The following is a 19,166-nucleotide window of genomic DNA, read 5'->3' as shown; positions in this document are numbered from 1 at the left end:
TGGCCTGCACAGGGCCGGCAGGCATAATGGCCGCAGTGTAGCTTCGACCCTGTGATGGGCCAACCGCGAATCATGAGTACGACCGAACACGGCATGACCGCCATGGGTGTCCTGGCGCTGGAACTGACGGGCGGGACCGCCCCCACGCGTGGGGCGCTGGCGCCCGCGCAGGCCGGCATGCTGGCCGAGCGCATCGGCCGCGACCTGGCCCAGTGGATTCCCGAAGTGCGCGCGCTGGAGCTCAGCGTGGCGATGGCACATTTCGATCCCGCCGAAGTGCTGCGGCCGGGCTGGCCGCTGCACCGCCGCCTGGAAGAACTGCATGCACGCGCCCCGGGCCGCGATGAAGGCCCGCGCGTGCTGGCATTCGGTGCCGATGCGCAGGGCGAGATTCCGCTGCCATTCCAGGCCGATGCGCAGCTCACCGGCGGCGGCCTGCGGGTGCTGCCGTTCCTGTTCTCCGGTGATCCGCAGACGCTGGCGACCGTGGCCGATGCCATGGAAGAAGTGCTGCTGGCGCAGGGCATGGCCCAGGCCGATACCGCGTTGCTGGCACAGGAAAGCTTCGGTGCGCGCATCGAGCACGCGCGTTATCTCACCGGGCACGACCTGGCGGCGATGATGTCGATGCAGTACGACAACCAGGGCCTGGCGCCGCTGTGGCCGCTGATCGAAGCCGCGCTGCTCGCCCCGCAGACCGAAGAGTGGCTGGATCAGGCGCCCGAGCCGGTGCTGCGCTATGTCGGCGGCGAAGTGCGCATTGCCCTGTTCGACCCCGCTGGCTGGTGCGACCACTACGCGCACGAACGCGAAAATTGCGAACGCCTGCGCGGCGTTTATGAGCAATACCTTGCCCGTCAGCGGCAGATGGCTGCCGTGCTGGAAGCCCATGGCTTGCCGGTGCTGTACGTGCATGTGGAGCCTGGCCAGGATCCGCGGCAGGCGCTGGCCGCATGACCTCGGCGCCGGCCTCCACCGCACCCGCCCTGCGCGGGATGCTGGAGACCGGCGTGTACGTGGCCGATCTCGACCGCGCATGTGCGTTCTATGCGCAGGTGCTGGGCTTGCAGCCGATGCACCGCGATGCACGCATGGCCGCCTATGCAATTGCGCCTGCGCAGGTGTTGCTGCTGTTCGTGCAAGGCAGCACGACCACCACCGTCCGTTTGCCCGGCGGCACCATTCCGCCGCACGACGGCCACGGGCACACCCATTACGCGTTGGCGATCGCCACCGAGTCGCTGGCGGCCTGGGAAGCGCATTTGCACGCGTGCGATGTCGCCATCGAAGGCCGCACGCAGTGGCCGGGCGGTGGCCAGAGCGTGTATTTCCGCGATCCCGACGACCATCTGGTCGAATTGGCGACGCCGGGGCTTTGGCCTAATTATTGAGGCGTTTTTTATTGGTGAGGTGCGCGTATCGCGGCGTGCTGTGTGCTGCGCATGGGATCAAGAACGCGCGTCATCAGACCGATTCAACTGGCTTGGTGAGCAGGCGGCAGTCACGTTACGCACCAGCCGCTTGAATACATCTCGGTGCTCAGCGCGCGAGTCAACATTGCACGCGTAGGAGCGCGCTTGCGCGCGACGGGGCGTTATCGGTGAGGCCGCGTCTTCGGTAAAGCTTCATCGCGCGCGAGCGCGCTCCTACGGTGCTGCGTGTTCTGTAAGCATCGCGTTGCACCCAGGGTGTGCGATAGCAAGCGGTCGCCCTGGTGATGCGCAGGTTGCTGAGTGATCGCCGCCGTCGGCTCGTGAGCCGCCAAGACACTGGTAGGAGCGCGCTTGCGCGCGATGAGGCGTTATCGGTGAAGCTGCTTCCCTGGTAAAAGCTTCATCGCGCGCAAGCGCGCTCCTACGGTGCTACGTGTTCTGTGGGCATCGCTGTGTGGTCACGCCGTGGCATCCACCGCGGCGTGACCATTGACCATTACTTGGTCGGTGCGGGCGCGTTGTCGGTGGTGATCACGCCGCAGGCCAGGCGGCCGCCGGCGTTGCCGGTGGGCTGGGTCTTGTAGTCGTCCGGGTCGGCGTGGACGATCACGGCGTGGCCGGCGATGTCGGACTGGTCGGCCTTGCCCAGGTTGACGTTGCTCGCCACCGGGCCGTCGATGCTGGCATTGCCCTGCGCATCGGCCTTGATGTTGGGCATGTCGCCACCGTGATGCGGGTCGGCGCCGACCATACCGTGGTCGGTCTGGGCCGGGTTGAAATGGCCGCCGGCGCTGCTGCCGTCCGGCGCACTGCAATCGCCCTTTTCATGAATGTGGAAGCCGTGCTCGCTGTTGGGCTTGAGCCCGCTCAGTTGGCCGGTGACCCGCAGCGCACCGTCCACGGTCTTGAAGGTGACTGTGCCCTTGACCTCATTGCCCTTGGTCGGTTTGAGCTCGGCGGTGGCCGTGGTGGTGGCCGCCGCTTCGGTGACCATCGAGGCGGCATGCTCGCCGCCGTGAGCGGCTTCGGCCGGGGTGCCGGCCTGCGGGGCGGGCGCCGGTTCGGCCGGGGCGGGCTCGTCGCGTTTGCAGGCCGTCAAGACCAGCGCGGTGGCCAGGAACAGGGTGGTGGGAAGAATACGCATGAATCACTCCTCAAAAGACGCCGCGGGGGCGGCATGGGTGCCCACGGCTCAGGGCTGCGAAGGCGGTGTCTGCCACTTGGTGGCACGGATGACGCCACAGGCCAGCCGCGCACCGGCGTTGCCGCTGGGCTGGCTGCGGTAGTCGTCGGCATCGGCATGCACGATCAGCGCCTTGCCGAGCACGTCGCTGGGCGCGGCGTCGCCCAGGGTGATATCGCTCAGGATCATGTCCAGATGCGCCACGCCTTCTGCGTCGGCGCGCAGATTGTCCATGTCGCCCAGATGGTGGGTACCGTTGCCGGCACGGCCGTGCGCTGCGCCGGTGGGATTGAAATGCCCACCTGCGCTGCTGGCATCGGCCGCGCTGCAATCGCCACGCTCATGCACATGGAAGCCGGCGACCGCACCGGGCCGCAGACCACCGACGGTGCCGGTGAGGCGAATGCCGCGCAGCGCGGGCACCAACACCACCCGGCCACTCACCAGGCTGCCCGAGGCCGATGCCAGCGGCGCTTCGGCCTGCTGCACCGCGCGCACGGGAACCACCCGCGCAGGCACCGGCGGCGGCGTCGGTGGCGCAGGTGGCGTGCTGCTGCAGGCAGCCAGTGCCAAAGCGGTAAGGGCAACGACGGTGGACGACCGGTAACGCATCGAGCTGTTCTCCTGATCAGGCTGAAACCTATGCGGGCGCATGTTCACGTGTCATGAAATGCGCCGTGCGGCAGGCCGGCAGTGTACGGGTGACGGACGCGGATGGAGTCACCGATGACGGGGGCGCCGGTGTTGACTGACGAACGCGCGACGGGCAGCTCGTGATGTAGCGTGCGCGCGGCATCGGTTCTGCAGGCAGCAGGGATTGGTGCAACCCGAAGCGCCGTGACCACGCAATCGACACACACGGCGGCAGTGCCACATCGCGTGCCTGCGCCAGCGCATCGAAGCGCTGTAAGGCCTTGGCATGGAAGGCCGCCTCGCCGGCGTCGGCGGCCAATGGGCCAGCGGGATAGCCCCAAGCGCATCGCGCACCGCGCCCATCAGGTGCTGACATGCGCGCGTCATGCGAGAAACCGGTGCAGCACCGCGCTACGGGCAAGCGGCGTGCGCGGGTTGTACGCAGGCTGCGATTTCCAGCGTTTTGAGCAGTGCAGCTGCAGCGTGATCGACTGACAACCCACTCATCTGCAGATGCGCAATTCCAGGGCGCACCGACTGCCTTTCGCCGCCATGTCCAGCGCCCGTACGATCAGTGGGTTGGGCTTCTCAAGGCGCAATCAATGCGAGCGTCTGACTCGCGTTAGCCAGATACGACTATAGGCGCAGCGCGTCTAGCGACTGCTGGGGCGCGCCGCAAACAGCTGCAACGCGCGCAAGTGACATGATGCTTACGTGGTTGCCGCTGCCGATGTCGCGCGCGCGTACGATCAGCGGGCGGGACTTCCCACCGCGGATTCAACGCGAATGCCGCACGCGCACTAGCCCGATACGACTGCATGCCTCGCGCGTCTAGCGCCTGCTGGCGCACGCCGCAAGTCGCTGCAGCACGCGGGGCTTCCCCTCTGCGCAGATTGATGCAGCACCTGGCCTGCTTGGCCGTGGCGTTGTTGTGTGCGCGCCGTTGATGAGCCGGACACTCAATGGCGCACAGCAGGTTCGCGTGAGCGATGAGAACCTCCTGCTCCAACCGCGCAATCCGCACGCCCTGCTGGCGGATGGACGTGCGGAGACACATACGCCAGGACACGAGGACTTGCGGGCATCACAGCAACAGCACCACGCCGCACACCCACGAAGCGCGCGACGCACCTCAGCGCCGCTTGCGCCCCGGCCCCAGCTTGCGGGTCACGGTGTTGCGGCCCAGGCCCAGGCGGGCGGCGGCTTCGGCGCGGCGGCCCTGGGTGAGTTGCAGTGCGGCTTCGAGCAGGGTTTTGTCCAGGCGCTCGCGGGCTTCGGCGTGCAGGCCCTGCGCACCTTCGCTCAGGCGCTGCGCCGCCCAGCTGGAGAGCATCTCGTCCCATTGCCCATCGCTGCGTCCGGCGCGCACGCGGCGCCCGCCGCGCGCGAGTGCGGCATCGACATCCACCACATCGATGGTGTCTGCGGTGGCCAAGGCGGCCAGGCGCCAGCACACGTTTTCCAGTTCGCGCACGTTGCCGGGCCAGTCGTACTGACGTAGCGCCTCCAACGCAGCAGACGACAAGCGCTTGGGCAGCATGTCGAGCTTGCGCCCGGCCATGGCCAGGAAGTTTTCCGCCAGCTGTGCGATGTCGCCGCGGCGTTCGCGCAGCGGTGGCAGCTGCAGCCGCACCACGTCCAGGCGGTGCAGCAGGTCGGCGCGGAAGCGGCCCTGTTCGACCAGGGCTTCCAGGTCCTGGTGGGTGGCGGCGATCACGCGTACATCCACGCGGATCAGCTCGCGCCCACCGACGCGGAAGAATTCGTTCTCGGCCAGCACGCGCAGCAATCGGGTTTGCAGCGGCAGCGGCATGTCGCCGATTTCATCCAGAAACAGCGTGCCGCCGTCGGCCTGTTCGAAGCGGCCAATATGCCGCTTGGTGGCGCCGGTGAAGGCGCCGGTTTCGTGGCCGAACAACTCGCTTTCCAGCAGCTCGGCCGGAATGGCGGCAGTGTTGAGCGCAACGAACGGTTTGCGCGAACGCGGCGATTCGTTGTGCAGCGCGCGCGCTACCAGCTCCTTGCCGGTGCCGGTTTCGCCATTGATCAGCACCGACAACGGCGCCTGCGCCAGCCGGCCGATTGCACGGAACAACGCCTGCATCGCCGGGGTGTCGCCGATCAGCGCGGCCGAGCCTTCGGCCACGGGCGTGCCGAGGGTGTCTTCAACCGCCGCATCGGCATCGGGCAGTGCACGCGCGGCCAGCGCCACTGCATCGTCCAGGTCGAACGGCTTGGACAGGAATTCGTGCGCGCCGCCACGAAAGGCACCGGCGGTGCTGGCGACATCGGTGTAGGCCGACATCACGATGACCGGCAGCTGCGGGTGCTTGGACTTGAGCTTGTCGAGCAGGGTCAGGCCGTCTTCGCCCGGCATGCGCACGTCGGTGAACAGCAGGTCCGGCGTAGGCCGCATTGCCAGCGCCTGCAGCGCGGCGGCGGCGCTGTCGAAACCGTCCACCGCGTAGCCGGCATCGCGCAAGGCGGTGGACAACACGAAGCGGACCGAACGGTCGTCGTCGACCACCCAGATGCGGTGGGATACGGCGGCGGCCTCAGCCATGCAGATGCTCCTTGTCGTGATCGCCGGCCAGCTCGGGCAGCAGCAGGGTGAAAACGGTATGGCCCGGCCGCGAGCGGTAGGTCAGCGTGCCGTGGTGTTCGCGCGAGACCTGCTGCGCCAGCGCCAGGCCCAACCCGCTGCCTTCGGCGCGGCCGCTGACCAGCGGCAAGAACAGGTGCTCGGCCAGTTCTTCGGGCACGCCGCCGCCGTCGTCGATGATTTCCAGCCGCAGCGACATGGCGTGCACGCGGTCGCGGATGCGCTGGCCATGCTCGACGCGGGTGCGCAGCGTCACCCGGGTGGCGCCGGCCTGGAAGGCGTTGCGCACCAGGTTCCACACCGCCTGGGTGAGCCGGTCCACGTCGCCGAGGATGTCGGGGATGCTGGGGTCGTAATCACGCTGCACCTGCACCGACCAGCCGCCTTCGGCCTCGGCCAGGCGAAGCACGCGTTCGAGCACCACATGGATGTTGAGGCGCTCGTGCGGGCGTAAGGGTGAGGGTGAAAGCAGGCGTTCGAGCAGGGTGTTGAGGCGCTCGATTTCGGTGCCGATCAACTCGATCAGCTCGCGCTCGTCCTCGTCGCGCCCGGCAGCGCGGCGCGCCAGCAACTGGGCGGCACCCTTGAGCCCGGCCAGCGGGTTGCGCAGCTCGTGGGCCAGGCCCTTCAGCGCCGCGCTCAATGCGTTGGGCAACGCGTGGGTGGGGTCCAGCGCGGGGAATTCGTCGACCGGATGGGTTTCCAGCAGCCAGCCGCCGTCGTCCAGCCGCGACAGCCAGCCTTCGGCAAAGCGCGGCGCGTCGTTGGGCAGGCCCAGCGCCAGCCGGTGCAGCCGCAGGATGTCGCGCTCGTCGTTGAGCAGAAAGCGCGCCAGCGCGTCGCCCTGCACTTCCAACGCGGCCAGCGGCTGGTCCACCAACCGGCGCGCACTCACGCCGAGCCAGCGCGCGAACGCGGGATTGACCCCCAGCACGCGCCCGTCGCGGTCGGCCCAGGCCACCGGCGTACCAAGGCTGTCGAGGGAAGGCGTGGATGACGACATCAGCATTGCACCAATTTAGTGCAAGCACCGCCCGGCCGGCGCAGGACAGCTGCCGACGGGGCAATACCCGGAGATGAGGGAACTGGGGCGAGGACGTGCAGCGGGCCAGCGCGCAACCACTCGGGACTGAGGGGCGTGGGGCGGGTCATGCAGGCACCTCGGCAACGTGGCCCGGCGCTTGGTGCCGGGCCGGGGGCAGCAGACCCGGCGCGGGCACTTCCGGCCGGGTCGTCGTGCAGCCCGCGGCATGCTGGCCGCGGGCAGTCATGCTCAGGACTCGTAGGCAGCTTCGCCGTGCGAGGTGATGTCCAACCCCTCACGCTCGGCTTCTTCGGTGACGCGCAGGCCGAACACCAGCTTGGCAACCACAAAGCCCACCACCGACACCACGCCGATCCAGCCCACTGTAATGCCCACGCCCAGCGCCTGGATGCCGACCTGATGCAGCATGTCGTAGTCGCCGCCCTTCTGGCCGCCCAGCGAGGCCGCCGAGAACACGCCGGTGAGGATCGCGCCGATGATGCCGCCCAGGCCATGCACGCCGAACACGTCCAGGCTGTCGTCGGCACCAAGCAGGCGCTTGAGGCCGGTGACGCCCCACACGCAAAGCACGCCGGCCGCCAGGCCAATGATGATCGCGCCGAACGGGCCCACCGTGCCGCAGGCCGGCGTGATGCCGACCAGGCCGGCGACCATGCCCGAGGCCACGCCCAGGGCGGAGGACTTGCCCTTGATGATCTTCTCGGTGAGCGACCAGCCCAGGACCGCGGCTGCGGTGGCCAGCAAGGTGTTGAGGAAGGCCAGCGCCGCACCGGCATTGGCTTCCAGGTTGGAACCGGCGTTGAAGCCGAACCAGCCCACCCACAGCAGCGACGCACCGACGAAGGTCAGGGTCACGTTGTGCGGCTTGATCGCCTCACGCCCGAGCCCGGCCCGCTTGCCCACGAAGTAGGCGCCCACCAGACCGGCGATACCGGCGTTGATGTGCACCACCGTGCCGCCGGCGAAATCCAGCGCGCCCAAGCCGAACAGATAGCCGCCCGTGGCCCAGACCATGTGCGCCAGCGGCAGGTAGCCGAAGGTGAACCAGATCACCGAGAACAGCAGCACCGCCGCGAACTTGGCGCGTTCGGCAAACGCACCGACGATCAGCGCACCGGTGATGCCGGCGAAGGTGGCCTGGAACGCCACGAACACGTATTCCGGCAGGCTGACGCCCTTGGTGAAGGTGGCCGACAAGGTCTCGATGGTCACGCCCTTGAGCAAGGCCTTGTCCAGATTGCCGATCCACGCGCCTTCGCCGGAGAACGCCAGGCTGTAGCCGTAGAACACCCACAGCACCACCAGCAGCGAGAACACCACCGCCACCTGGATCAGCACCGACAACACGTTCTTGGCGCGCACCATGCCGCCGTAGAACAGCGCCAGGCCCGGCACCACCATCAGCAGCACCAGCAACGTGGAAGTCAGCATCCAGGCGACATCGCCCTTCTCCACCACCGGCGCCGCCTCGGCCGCCGCAACCGGCGCGGCGGCCGGCTGTGCGCTGGGGAGCGGTTCGGTGGTGACCGGCTCGGTCGGCAATGGGGTGACCTGCGCGCCGGACTGAGCCTGCGCGTTGCCCAAGCCGCCAACCACCAGCGCACTGAACAGCATCAGCATGCAGACGCTGTAGAACCGGGCTTTCCACCCGGCAACAAGACCTGTCTTCATAGGGACTCCGGGGTGGGTGGGGTCAGAGCGCATCGGCGCCGATCTCGCCGGTGCGGATACGCACGACTTGCTCGATCGCGGTCACGAAGATTTTGCCGTCGCCGATCTTGCCGGTGCCGGCGGCGTTCTGGATGGCCTCGACCACCGCATCCAGCCGGTCGTCGGTCACCACCGTCTCGATCTTGATCTTGGGCAGGAAATCCACGACGTACTCGGCGCCGCGGTACAACTCGGTATGGCCCTTCTGCCGGCCGAAGCCCTTGACCTCGGTAACGGTGATACCCGACACGCCAGCTGCGGACAGGGCCTCGCGGACCTCGTCGAGCTTGAACGGCCGGATGATGGCGGTGATCAATTTCATGCGCATACCCCGAATGGTGGAAAGAACCGGCCGGCATTGCGCCGACCGGCGGTGTCATTCACCTGGATGCCAACCCCGGCATCCCCGATTCCTGATGAATCGTCACACGGTGGCGCAGACCCCAGCGGATGCCATGCATCCGCCTCGTGGGAGAGGTCAGGCCCGCGCACCGCGTGCTGTGTACTCTCTCGTCCCCTAGCGGCCCACGGCACCTGCCATGGGCCCTCGAACATGTGCGGCGATGGCGGAGGTGGGAGGGGGGCCTCCGCCATCACCGCGGTGGAACTCAGTTGCCGTAGTACAGCTGGTACTCCAGCGGATGCGTTGCGGCGCGGAACTTGGTGACTTCCTGCATCTTCAGCGCGATGTAGCCGTCGATGAAGTCGTCGCTCATCACGCCACCGGCCTTGAGGAACTCACGGTCCTGGTCCAGCGCTTCCAGGGCCTGGTCCAGGCTGGAGCAGACCTGCGGGATCAGCTTCTCTTCTTCCGGCGGCAGGTCGTACAGGTCCTTGTCGCTGGGCGCGCCTGGGTCGATCTGGTTCTTGATGCCGTCCAGGCCGGCCATCATCAGCGCGGTGAAGGTCAGGTAGCCGGACTGCAACGGATCAGGGAAGCGCATTTCGATGCGGCGCGCCTTCGGGTTGGTCACCCACGGAATGCGGCACGAGGCCGAGCGGTTACGCGCCGAATAGGCCAGCATCACCGGCGCTTCGTAACCGGGGACCAGACGCTTGTAGCTGTTGGTGCCGGAGTTGGCGAAGGCATTGATAGCGCGGGCGTGCTTGAAGATGCCGCCGATGTACCACAGCGCCATCTGCGACAGGCCGCCGTAGCCGTCGCCGGAGAACAGGTTCACGCCACCCTTGGTCAGCGACTGGTGCACGTGCATGCCCGAGCCGTTGTCGCCGACGATCGGCTTCGGCATGAAGGTGGCGGTCTTGCCGTTGCGGTAGGCCACGTTCTTGATGATGTACTTCATCGTCAGCAGTTCGTCGGCTTTTTGCACCAGCGAGCTGAACTTGGTGCCGATCTCGCACTGGCCGGCGGTCGCCACCTCGTGGTGGTGCACCTCGGTCTCGATGCCGACCTGCTCCAGGGTCTTGATCATTTCCGCACGCAGGTCGTGCAGGGTGTCGGTCGGCGGCACCGGGAAGTAGCCACCCTTCACGCCTGGACGGTAGCCGCTGTTGCCGCCGTCGTACTTGGCGCCGGTGTTCCAGGCCGCCTCTTCCGAACCCACCTGGAAGAAGGTGTGGCCCATGTCATTGGCGAAGCGCACCGAATCGAAGATGAAGAATTCCGGCTCCGGGCCGAAGAACGCCTGGTCGGCGGTGCCGGAGGACTTCAGATAGGCCTCGGCACGCTTTGCAATGCCGCGCGGATCGCGCTCGTAGCTCTGCATGGTGGCCGGGTCGAGGATGTCGCAGGTCAGCACGATGGTCGGATCGGCGAAGAACGGATCCAGGTAAGCGGTGCCCGCGTCCGGGAGCAGGACCATGTCCGACTCGTTGATGCCCTTCCAACCCGCGATGGAGCTGCCGTCGAACATCTTGCCTTCTTCGAACAACGCCGGCTCGATGATGCTGGCCGGAAAGGTGATGTGCTGCTGCACGCCACGCATATCGACGAAGCGCAGGTCGACAAACTCGACCTTGTTGTCCTTGATCAGCTTTTCAACATTTTCCACGGACATCGGAAGAAACCTCGGCAGGAGTTAAGTGGCTCGTGGGCGGTATTACAGCAGGGACCATGCCAAGCTGCGCCGCTTCACAAGTTGTTGATTTTGCTGACCTCAGTCGAGATCGCTCAACCAAGCTCAACACCATCTTGGTGCTAATCGAATCCATCGTGCACCGAAATGGTGCATGCCGCAATGCACTATCCTTTCGCCTCCCCCGCACTCCTCTCCCGCCCGATGTCCGACCTCATCTCCGCCCTGTTGCTGGGCATTCTCGAAGGCCTCACCGAATTTCTGCCGATCTCCAGCACCGGCCACCTGCTGATCGCCGAACAATGGCTCGGACGCCGCTCGGATTTCTTCAATATCGTCATCCAGGCCGGCGCGATCCTGGCGATCTGCCTGGCGCTGCGGCAAAAGCTGTGGACCTTGGCCACCGGCCTGGGCGAGCGCGCCAATCGCGACTACGTGCTCAAGATCGGCGTGGCCTTCCTGGTCACGGCGGTGGTCGGCCTGATCGTGCGCAAAGCCGGCTGGCAATTGCCGGAAACCATCCAGCCGGTGGCCTGGGCGCTGTTGATCGGCGGCGTGTGGATGCTGGTGGCCGAACACTTTGCCGGCAAGTTGCCCGAGCGCGACGTGGTCACCTGGAAGGTCGCGATCGCGGTTGGCCTGGCGCAGGTGGTGGCCGGTGTGTTTCCGGGCACTTCGCGCTCGGCCTCGGCGATCTTCCTGGCCATGCTGCTGGGCCTGAGCAAGCGCTCGGCGGCGGCGGATTTCGTGTTCATGGTGGGCATTCCCACCATGTTCGCGGCCAGCGGTTACGCGCTGCTGGAGATGTACAAGGAAGGCGGCTTCGGCAGCGAGAACTGGACCGATGTGTCGGTGGCGTTCATCGCAGCCACCCTCACCGGTTTCGTGGTGGTGAAGTGGCTGCTGGGCTACATCAAGAAGCACCGCTTCACGGTGTTTGCGGTGTACCGCATCCTGCTCGGCGCCGCGCTGCTGCTTTGGTTGCCGGCCGCCTGAGCCGGCCAATGCCGGGGCAGTGACGGCCGTCATTGCCCCGGCAGCCCGCTGGCGGTATCACTGAGCGGGTCCGCCGCCCGGGAGCCATCGATGCGTGCCGTGTTACTAGCGCCAGCCCTGCTGGCCATCGGTGCAACTGCCTGCGGGCGCGACGTGCCACCTACCGCGCCTGCGGGTGGGTCAGCGTCAGCGACTCCTGCCGCAACCGCGATGCCCGAACGCTCTTCCCAGGACGCAGCGCTGCGCGCTGACCTGCAGACCCATCACTGGCGGCTGCAACATGCCTACGATGCGCACGGCACTGCCCTGCGCAGCCTGTTTGTCGCTGGCATGCCACCGCTGCAGCTGGACTTCACCGCACAACGCCTGCAGGTCAGCCAGACCTGCAATGCGCTCGGCGCGGCGTACACCGTGGAAGCCGCGCACCTGCAGATCGGCCGGGTAGTGTCGAGCAAACGGCTGTGCGCGCAATCGCGGCGGATGGCACAGGAACGCGCCGCAAGCGACTTGCTCTCAGGACGCTTTGCGGTGGCGCTGGACAGCGCAGCCCCCCTGCCGACCCTGCGCCTGACCCGCACCGACGGCACACGCCTGGAATTCACCGGCCAGCCCACCGCCGACGCCCGCTTCGGTGGGCCCGGGCAAACCGTGTGGCTCGAGGTAGCCAGCGACACCACGCCCTGCATCACAGAGCCCACCCGCCAGTGCCTGCAGGTGCGCGAGCACTTACAGGCGACGCAGGCGGTGCTGCAGGACAGCGCCGATGGCTGGCAACCGCTCGATCAGCCAATCGAGGGCTTCACCTACGAACCCGGCATTCGCACCTTGCTGCGCGTGACGCGCTATCCGGCCAGCGGCGAACGCGATGCGCCGGTGTATGTGCTGGAGCAGCTGCTGGAAGCGCGTGGCTGAGCCGTGTGGCTAAGACGTAGGAGCGCGCTTGCGCGCGAGGGGCATTCACGGGGTTGCTGCGTAAGCGCGCGATGTGGCGACGAGCTGCGCGGTGCTTTGCGTGCAGGCATTCCGATGCATACGCGGCGCCCTTGCACCTTGCTGCGAGTGACGCTGCCCGGCTAGGGGGGACAAACGCGATGCATCGTTATACGTGCAGACAGCGGCTGGAATCGCGGCTAAGACGTAGGAGCGCGCTTGCGCGCGAAGGGCATTCACGGGGTTGCTGCCTATGCGCACGATGTGGGGTGAGCTGCGCAGCAGATTCGCGTGTAGGGGTTCCCATGGATGCCCTGCCACGATCACGCGCCGTGGCTGAGGGCTCCGCTAAGCGAATTGCTACTTCATCCAGGGGCCACGCATCGCCGACGTAAGGGCTATTCGCAGCAGCATCGGCTATTGCCCGCCGATGCTGCCGGAGCCAACCAACAAGATGGCCGCTGCTGCGCGATTGCGCGCGGCACCATTGCTGGGAATGCCCTCGCGCGCAAGCGCGCTCCTACGGAAGGCGACGGGCCACCCAAGAAACTTGCGTCTCGGCGCGGGTGCGATGCTGACCACCGCTTCCAGCCGCCGAGCAGGGGTTGCTGCACGTGATTCGGAGTACTGTTTCCGTGGCTTAACGCAGCGCAGGATTCGGTAGGAGCGCGCTTGCGCGCGAGGGTATTCGCGATATTGCTGACAAAGCTTGCGATGTGGGCGGTGAGCTGCGCGGTGCCTCGCGTGGCACGCTTTTCCAGGATGCGTTGCCACAATCACGCGCCGTGGCTGAGGGCTCCGCCAAGCGAACTGCTACGTCATCCAGGGCCACGCGCCGCTGACGTAATGGCCATTTGCAGCAGCATCGGCTACTGCCCGCCGATGCTGCTGGAGCCAACCAGCAAGATAGCCGCTGCTGCGCAATTTCAACGCGGCACCATTGCTGGGAATGCCCTCGCGCGCAAGCGCGCTCCTACGTAAGGCGACGGGCCGTCCAAGCGACGCGTGCCGCCGCTTGCGCCCGCCGAGCAGAGTTGCAGCGCCGTGACTACGAGTGCTGCCGCGGCACCTCAGCGCAGCGCAGGATTCAGCGTATAGGTGCCGTGCAACGCCGCCTCGGCCAATACGTGGCCCTGCATCGCTGCCAGCACATCGGCGGCGGTGAACAGCGTCGGCAGTTCGAGTTGCGCCACGTCCAGCGCGAACACCCGGAAGAAATAGCGGTGCATGCGCAGATCGTTGAACGGCGGATACGGGCCGTCGTAGCCCAAGTAGTTGCCGGCCATGTCGGGATTGCCGGCAAACCACTGAGTGTAGGAATTCAGGCCCTGGCGCGCGCCGGCCGGGCCCGCCGGCTGCTGCTTGCCCTTGGCCACAAAGCCATCGCTGCAGCTGCCGGCCGCAATCTCATGCACGCTTGCGGGGATATCGGCCATGGCCCAATGCACGAAATCGGTGCGTGGCTGATCCACCGGGATCTGCACATCGTCGCGGCCCACCGTTTCCGGCACGGTGGGCACATCCGGGTCCAGGCACAGCAGCGCGAAGCCGCGCGTGCCTTCGGGCACCTCGCTCCAGGCCAGGTGCGGGTTGCGGTTGGGCGCGAAGCCCTCCGGCGTGCCGGCGGCAAACTCGGTGGGGATCGGCTTGCCGTTGTCGATGCTGTGGCTGGTCAGACGCATGCAGGGTCTCCGTGGAATCGGGGTCACCAGGGTGCCTGGCTCGGCGCGGCAGCGAAAGCCATCGCGGTGGAACCTTCTGTGGCGCAGCCGGGTGGGGTGTGACAGGCCAGGGCCGAGTTATCTCAGTGCGCCCATGATCCGGTAGGAGCGGCCTTGGCCGCGAGGGGCTTTATCGGTAACGCTTCATCGCGGCCAAGGCCGCTCCTACGAAAGCGGGGGTGCGTGCCTGGCGTGCCGGGGCCGGCGCTTATTCGTCCAGCCCCGGCCGTATCCATCGCGGAGCGGCGGCAGGCGGAGCCAGTCTAGGCCCGACCCACCGCCGCGCTCAGTCCTGCGGGTACCCGAAGCGCACCGCGATCAGGGTGAGCAGGTCGAATTGCGCGCCCAGCACGCCGCGGTAATCGCGCCAGCGGCCGGCGGCCAGGCGGGCCGGGCCACGTGGTTCGATCAGCGGGAAGGTCAGGCCGAATGCCTGTTCCAGCGCGGTCGAGATGCCCTGCGGGTCGCTTTCGATGCCGTCCAGGCGAATGATGCGATGCGGGTACAGGTCGCGTTCGTGCAGCACCGCCACCTGTTCCAGCATGGTCAGCAGCCAGTCGGTGGCCTGCTGTGGCGACTGCAACGCCAGCGGCGCGGGCGCGCCGGCCGAAAGCCAGTCCAGCAACATGTCGCGTGGGTCACGCAGCGCGATTGCCAGGCGGCCCTCGGGCAGGTGTGGGCGCAGCGCGGTCAGCAAGGTGTTGTCCCACCACAGCAGCCAGTCGATGACGTTGCCGTCGTCGATGCCACGGCGCGGCAGCTGCGCCTTCCAGCCTTCCACCAACGCCAGCGGCGCCAGCTCGCCATTGCCCAGTTGCTCGACGGTGCGGTAGCTCTGCAGCGCATCGGACGGCGGCGTGTTGCCGTAGCGGTCGCCACGCACCAGCGGGGTGGCGGCGTCCATGACCGCGATCAAGCGTTCGACATGCGAGCCGGGCGGGCCCCAGACGAACAGCGGGCGCGCGCTCACCGTGTCCGGGATGCTGCCCACCGGTGGCCACTGCATCGACGGCTTGGCAGCCTGCGGCGGCAACGGCAGGCGGTGCTGGGCCTGTTCGCGGTGGAACTGCATCCAGGTGGCCAGCGCGGCGTCGGGCTGGCCGGCGCGGTCCTGCACATTGCCCAGCCACGGCCGCAGCACGGTCTGCTGCGGGGCGGGCAACGATTCGATCAAGGATTCGACACAGGCGATCGCCGCCGGCGGGTCGCGCTGCAGCAGGGCTTCGACAATGCGCTGCTCGCCGCTGATGCGGCCCGGCTCCACCGCCACGATCTGCCGCGCCACCATTTCTGCCTCGTCGGCATGGCCTTGCATGTCGTGCACGCGCATCAGTGCCTCCAGCGCCGGCAGGTGCTCGGGCATGCCCAGCAGCCAGCGCTCGATCACCGCCTGCGCCTGCGGCCCGCCCACCGGCTCCACCGCCAGGCGCGCCAGCCACAGGTCGTGCGCATTGCTGGAGGTGGCCAGCGCCGCGTCCAGGGTGTCGCGGGCATCGTCCACCGCACCAAGCCGCTCCCAGGCGCTCAGCAGCGCGTGCAGGGTGCGACGATCGGCCGGCCAATGGGCCAGCGCCAGGCGCAGGTGCGCCACCGCCTGGTCCGGGCGGCCGGCCTGCAATTCCATCTCACCGGCCAGCCGGCGCATCGCGGGGATGTCGCCACCGGGCTGGGCCAATACGCCCTGCATTGCACTCAGCGCATCGTCCAGACGGCCCTGGCGCTGTGCCAGCTGGGCGATGAAGGCACGCAATGCGGTGCCCGGCGGATTCAATTCGACCACCCGCTCGAACGCGCGCTCGGCAAAGGCAAAGTGTTCTTTCTGCAGATACGCAAAACCCAGCGCGAACATCACCCGCGCATCGTCGGGCAGCTGCTCGGCCGCACGCGTCAGCAGCGACAGCGCGCGATCGCTCTGGCCGCGGCGCATCTCCACCACGCCATCGACCGCCAGCAACTGCGGATGCTCCGGAGCCAGGCGTGCGGCGGTGCGGCTGAGCCGCTCGGCCTCGTCCAGGTCGCCACGCGCCACGGCCAGATGCGCCTGCATCACGTAGGCATTGAACTGGTTGGGGTCTAGCGTGGTGCTGCGCGACAGCGCGGCATCGGCACCGGGCACATCGCGCACGGCCAGCAACAGCCCGGCGCGCAACAGGTGCAGGTCGGCGTCTTCCGGGGTGAGTTCCAGCGCGGCCTCGATGCTGGCCAGCGCCAGCACCGGCTGCCCCTGCTGCTGCAACGACAGCCCCAGCCAGCGGTGCGCGGCCGACAGGTCCGGTGCACTGGTCACCCACTCGCGGGCCAGCGCCACGGCGTCATCGGCTGCATTGCGGCGCAGGGCTTGGAGAATGGCGTCTTGCATGGCGGCGGGGTGTCCAGGACAAACCGCTATTGTAACGATGCGCGCTGCGCTGCCGACCTAGGCGATGCCGCTCAAGCGTTCGGCCACCCAGCGCTCGGCAAAGCCGTCGCCGCGGGCATTTTCCAGGAAGCCGCAGTGCCCGCCCCAGCGCGCGATTTCCAGGTGCGCATGGGCCGGCAATTGCCAACCGGCGAAATCGGCAAACGGAATCACCGGGTCGTCTTCGGCCATCAGGATATCGGCCGGCACCTGCAGCCCGGCCAGGCGGTCGCCGGCAATGGAATAACTGTCGAAATACGCTTCCAGCGAGCCATGCCCGGTGTGTTGCACCGCCAGCCACGCCATCAGGCCGCGCATGTCCAGCGCCAAGGTGGCGTCGTCGTAGCCGTGTTGTTCGGGGAACAGCTTGCGCTTGCGTAGCAGCGATTCACGCCATTTGCGGCGGAAATACCAGTCGTAGAACTGCGGGCCATCTTCCAGCGCCTGCATGGTCGCGGCCGGATCCAGCAGCGGGCACACCGCCGCCACCCGCGTCAGCGGCAGGCCCGCCGCCGGCGCGCGCAGGCCCAGCCGCAGCGCGAAATTGCCGCCCAGGGAATAGCCGGCCGCCAGCAGCTGCTGCGATGGAAAGCGCCGCCACAGATCGGCGGCCGCGTTGACCACTTCGTCCACCCGGTCCGAATGGAACAGGTCCACGTTGAGGTGGTGGGTGCCGCCGTGGTCGCGGAAGTTCAGCCGGAACACCTGGTAGCCGAGCCCGAGCAGGCGCGCGGCGGTGAGCCGCATGTAGTTAGATTCGGCGCTGCCTTCCCAGCCATGCAGCAGCAATACGGTGCCACGCACCGGCGCATCGCCCGGCGGCACGCTCATCCAGCCCTGCAAGCGCACGCCGTCGCCGCCATCGAGGATGTGCTCGGTGGTGCGCGCGCCGGCGGCGGCCAGCAACTGGCGGCTGCGGATGCGGCGCAATGCGCTGCTGCCAAGCACCGATTGCACGTGCGGGTTACGCAGCCAGCGCGGCGGCTGGTAGTCGGAGGCGTTCATGCGCGCGTTGGCGCAGCTGGCGCGACGGCTGGCAGCGGCAGGCGCATGGCCGCCTCAGGACTCCATCGCGGCAAGAATGCGCTGGCGCGAGGTGTCGGCCAGACGGCGCCGCCCGTCGATATCCAGCGCGCCGATCGGCTCGAGAAAATGCACTTCCGCCAGCCGTGAGCGCTCACCGAGCAGCCGCACGATATTGGCGAAAAAACTCTCGCGCTCGCCGAACGCCACAACGGCCTGTGCACTGCCGCGCTCGCCATAGCGCAACGCCACCGGCTGCACCGGCACACCGGCTTCGACCGCCGCCTGGAAGATGCGTGCATGGAACGGGCCCACCTCGGTACCGCCGCGGGTGCGCCCTTCCGGGAACACACCCACCGGCTTGCCGCTGCGCAGGCGCAGCAGCATTTCCTGCAGCACCCCGCCCAGCGACTCGGTGTTGCCGCGCTGGTGGAAGATGGTCTGCCCCTTGGTGGCCAGCCAGCCCACCAGCGGCCAGCCGGCGATTTCGCGCTTGGCCACAAAGCCCATCACCCGCTGGCTGTGCAGCATCGAGATGTCGACCCAGCTGACGTGATTGGCCACGAACAAGGTGGCGCCAGGCAACGGGGTGCCGAAACGGCGCAGGCGAAACCCGAAGATGCGCATCAGCGTGCCCTGCCACCAGCGGATCATGCGCTCGTCCAGGGTGTCGTCGCGGCCGGTGCGGATGCGCGCCAGCGGCGGCGCCACGACACACAGCATGGTGATCGGCAGGCAGACCGTCAGGTGCACGAGCAGCAATGGCACCCGATACAGATAACGGAACCAACGCAGCGCGCCGCCGGCATCGCGCGTGGCGGGCAGGGATGACTCGCTCATTCGAGGAACAGGACCGGAACGGGGAAGGAAGGCGCCACTATTGTGACAGCAGCACGGCCGCCGCGCAGTGCCGGGAGCGGGCGGCGCTGTTCCACCCATGCGCACGCCGGGCGCGCTCAGCCATTGGTGCGCGCCACCACCGCCAGGGTCAGGCGCGAGACACACACCCGTTTGCCGGCGGGGTTGTCGATGGTGATGTCCCAGACATGGGTGCTGCGGCCCACGTGCACCGGGCGCGCGGTGCCGATCACCACGTCCTGATAGGCCGCACGCAGGTGGTTGGCATTGATTTCCAGGCCCACGCACATCTGGGTGGTCATATCCACGCACAGGTTGCCGGCACTGCTGCCCAGGGTTTCGGCCAGCACCACCGAGGCGCCGCCGTGCAGCAGGCCATACGGCTGCTTGGTGCGCGTATCCACCGGCATGGTGGCGCGCAACCAGTCGTCGCCGGCTTCGGTGAACACGATGCCCAACTGCGCGATCAAGGTGTCGCGGCTGGAGGCGTTGAGGGCAGCGAGGTCGACGGGTTCACGAAAGCGCATGGGCATGGGATCGGTTTGGGGAATCGGGAATCGGGAATCGGGAATCGGGAATCGGGAATCGGGAATCGGGA

The 19,166-nt window shown here is 67.6% G+C and carries 16 protein-coding genes; 4 read left to right on the top strand and 12 right to left on the bottom strand.

Features of this window, described 5'->3' with window-relative positions:
- Positions 1-72: 72 nt before the first annotated feature.
- Both QRM60_RS19470 and QRM60_RS19465 read left to right on the top strand, forming a co-directional pair.
- The gene (locus tag QRM60_RS19470) at positions 73-957 is read left to right on the top strand and encodes a hypothetical protein (protein ID WP_016944700.1); all 885 of its coding nucleotides are present in this window, start codon (positions 73-75) and stop codon (positions 955-957) included.
- Positions 954-1,391: a VOC family protein gene (locus QRM60_RS19465; RefSeq protein WP_273675968.1), complete on the top strand. Its 438-nt coding sequence runs from the start codon at positions 954-956 to the stop codon at positions 1,389-1,391. The genes QRM60_RS19470 and QRM60_RS19465 overlap by 4 nt, the downstream gene beginning before the upstream one ends.
- A gap of 538 nt (positions 1,392-1,929) precedes the next feature.
- Here QRM60_RS19465 and QRM60_RS19460 read toward each other — a convergent pair.
- The 7 genes from QRM60_RS19460 to glnA all read right to left on the bottom strand — a co-directional run bounded on the left by QRM60_RS19460 (position 1,930) and on the right by glnA (position 10,624).
- Entirely contained in the window at positions 1,930-2,577 is a 648-nt protein-coding gene (locus QRM60_RS19460; RefSeq protein ID WP_019237109.1) for a superoxide dismutase family protein, read from the bottom strand.
- A gap of 48 nt (positions 2,578-2,625) precedes the next feature.
- Positions 2,626-3,228 carry a superoxide dismutase family protein gene (locus tag QRM60_RS19455; protein ID WP_070689325.1) on the bottom strand — a complete coding sequence of 201 codons (603 nt, stop codon included), beginning with the start codon at positions 3,226-3,228 and terminating at the stop codon, positions 2,626-2,628.
- A gap of 1,153 nt (positions 3,229-4,381) precedes the next feature.
- Positions 4,382-5,812, bottom strand: coding sequence for a nitrogen regulation protein NR(I) (ntrC, locus tag QRM60_RS19450; protein WP_011035445.1), 1,431 nt, complete (start codon positions 5,810-5,812; stop codon positions 4,382-4,384).
- The gene (locus QRM60_RS19445; protein WP_014509462.1) at positions 5,805-6,860 is read right to left on the bottom strand and encodes an ATP-binding protein; all 1,056 of its coding nucleotides are present in this window, start codon (positions 6,858-6,860) and stop codon (positions 5,805-5,807) included. The genes ntrC and QRM60_RS19445 overlap by 8 nt, the downstream gene beginning before the upstream one ends.
- A 264-nt stretch (positions 6,861-7,124) precedes the next feature.
- Positions 7,125-8,567, bottom strand: a complete 1,443-nt coding sequence (locus tag QRM60_RS19440) for an ammonium transporter (RefSeq protein WP_274341417.1) — start codon at positions 8,565-8,567, stop codon at positions 7,125-7,127.
- A gap of 22 nt (positions 8,568-8,589) precedes the next feature.
- The gene (locus tag QRM60_RS19435; protein ID WP_002808480.1) at positions 8,590-8,928 is read right to left on the bottom strand and encodes a P-II family nitrogen regulator; all 339 of its coding nucleotides are present in this window, start codon (positions 8,926-8,928) and stop codon (positions 8,590-8,592) included.
- 286 nt (positions 8,929-9,214) lie between these two features.
- Entirely contained in the window at positions 9,215-10,624 is a 1,410-nt protein-coding gene (glnA, locus tag QRM60_RS19430) for a type I glutamate--ammonia ligase (RefSeq protein WP_012437000.1), read from the bottom strand.
- Between the two features lie 222 nt (positions 10,625-10,846).
- Here glnA and QRM60_RS19425 point away from each other — a divergent pair, with 222 nt between their 5' ends.
- Both QRM60_RS19425 and QRM60_RS19420 read left to right on the top strand, forming a co-directional pair.
- Positions 10,847-11,638, top strand: coding sequence for an undecaprenyl-diphosphate phosphatase (locus QRM60_RS19425; RefSeq protein ID WP_011035441.1), 792 nt, complete (start codon positions 10,847-10,849; stop codon positions 11,636-11,638).
- Between the two features lie 90 nt (positions 11,639-11,728).
- Entirely contained in the window at positions 11,729-12,550 is an 822-nt protein-coding gene (locus tag QRM60_RS19420) for an META domain-containing protein (protein WP_285446870.1), read from the top strand.
- A 1,088-nt stretch (positions 12,551-13,638) separates the two neighbouring features.
- Here QRM60_RS19420 and QRM60_RS19415 read toward each other — a convergent pair.
- The 5 genes from QRM60_RS19415 to QRM60_RS19395 form a co-directional block, all read right to left on the bottom strand.
- Entirely contained in the window at positions 13,639-14,250 is a 612-nt protein-coding gene (locus tag QRM60_RS19415) for a YbhB/YbcL family Raf kinase inhibitor-like protein (protein WP_076037484.1), read from the bottom strand.
- 325 nt (positions 14,251-14,575) lie between these two features.
- A complete protein-coding gene (locus QRM60_RS19410) occupies positions 14,576-16,648 on the bottom strand; it encodes a tetratricopeptide repeat protein (RefSeq protein WP_011035438.1) in 2,073 nt (690 codons plus the stop codon).
- 57 nt (positions 16,649-16,705) lie between these two features.
- Positions 16,706-17,692, bottom strand: coding sequence for an alpha/beta fold hydrolase (locus QRM60_RS19405; RefSeq protein ID WP_019237115.1), 987 nt, complete (start codon positions 17,690-17,692; stop codon positions 16,706-16,708).
- Between the two features lie 54 nt (positions 17,693-17,746).
- Complete coding sequence (locus QRM60_RS19400; RefSeq protein WP_019237116.1) at positions 17,747-18,550, bottom strand: 1-acyl-sn-glycerol-3-phosphate acyltransferase; 804 nt, start codon at positions 18,548-18,550, stop codon at positions 17,747-17,749.
- A 116-nt stretch (positions 18,551-18,666) separates the two neighbouring features.
- A complete protein-coding gene (locus QRM60_RS19395; protein ID WP_011035435.1) occupies positions 18,667-19,095 on the bottom strand; it encodes a hotdog fold thioesterase in 429 nt (142 codons plus the stop codon).
- Positions 19,096-19,166 lie beyond the last annotated feature (71 nt).

Source organism: Xanthomonas sp. fls2-241-TYG-148 (genome assembly GCF_030208815.1).
Classification (GTDB): domain Bacteria; phylum Pseudomonadota; class Gammaproteobacteria; order Xanthomonadales; family Xanthomonadaceae; genus Xanthomonas; species Xanthomonas campestris.
This window is presented reverse-complemented; position numbering and strand designations above follow the sequence as displayed.

Bases quoted from the DNA above. Each gene is read 5' to 3' on its own strand.
- glnA (WP_012437000.1), bottom strand. From the start codon at position 10,624: ATGTCCGTGGAAAATGTTGAAAAGCTGATCAAGGACAACAAGGTCGAG.
- QRM60_RS19400 (WP_019237116.1), bottom strand. From the start codon at position 18,550: ATGAGCGAGTCATCCCTGCCCGCCACGCGCGATGCCGGCGGCGCGCTG.
- QRM60_RS19420 (WP_285446870.1), top strand. From the start codon at position 11,729: ATGCGTGCCGTGTTACTAGCGCCAGCCCTGCTGGCCATCGGTGCAACT.
- QRM60_RS19460 (WP_019237109.1), bottom strand. From the start codon at position 2,577: ATGCGTATTCTTCCCACCACCCTGTTCCTGGCCACCGCGCTGGTCTTG.
- QRM60_RS19415 (WP_076037484.1), bottom strand. From the start codon at position 14,250: ATGCGTCTGACCAGCCACAGCATCGACAACGGCAAGCCGATCCCCACC.
- QRM60_RS19455 (WP_070689325.1), bottom strand. From the start codon at position 3,228: ATGCGTTACCGGTCGTCCACCGTCGTTGCCCTTACCGCTTTGGCACTG.
- QRM60_RS19435 (WP_002808480.1), bottom strand. From the start codon at position 8,928: ATGAAATTGATCACCGCCATCATCCGGCCGTTCAAGCTCGACGAGGTC.
- QRM60_RS19410 (WP_011035438.1), bottom strand. From the start codon at position 16,648: ATGCAAGACGCCATTCTCCAAGCCCTGCGCCGCAATGCAGCCGATGAC.
- QRM60_RS19405 (WP_019237115.1), bottom strand. From the start codon at position 17,692: ATGAACGCCTCCGACTACCAGCCGCCGCGCTGGCTGCGTAACCCGCAC.
- QRM60_RS19425 (WP_011035441.1), top strand. From the start codon at position 10,847: ATGTCCGACCTCATCTCCGCCCTGTTGCTGGGCATTCTCGAAGGCCTC.
- QRM60_RS19470 (WP_016944700.1), top strand. From the start codon at position 73: ATGAGTACGACCGAACACGGCATGACCGCCATGGGTGTCCTGGCGCTG.
- ntrC (WP_011035445.1), bottom strand. From the start codon at position 5,812: ATGGCTGAGGCCGCCGCCGTATCCCACCGCATCTGGGTGGTCGACGAC.
- QRM60_RS19465 (WP_273675968.1), top strand. From the start codon at position 954: ATGACCTCGGCGCCGGCCTCCACCGCACCCGCCCTGCGCGGGATGCTG.
- QRM60_RS19445 (WP_014509462.1), bottom strand. From the start codon at position 6,860: ATGCTGATGTCGTCATCCACGCCTTCCCTCGACAGCCTTGGTACGCCG.
- QRM60_RS19440 (WP_274341417.1), bottom strand. From the start codon at position 8,567: ATGAAGACAGGTCTTGTTGCCGGGTGGAAAGCCCGGTTCTACAGCGTC.
- QRM60_RS19395 (WP_011035435.1), bottom strand. From the start codon at position 19,095: ATGCGCTTTCGTGAACCCGTCGACCTCGCTGCCCTCAACGCCTCCAGC.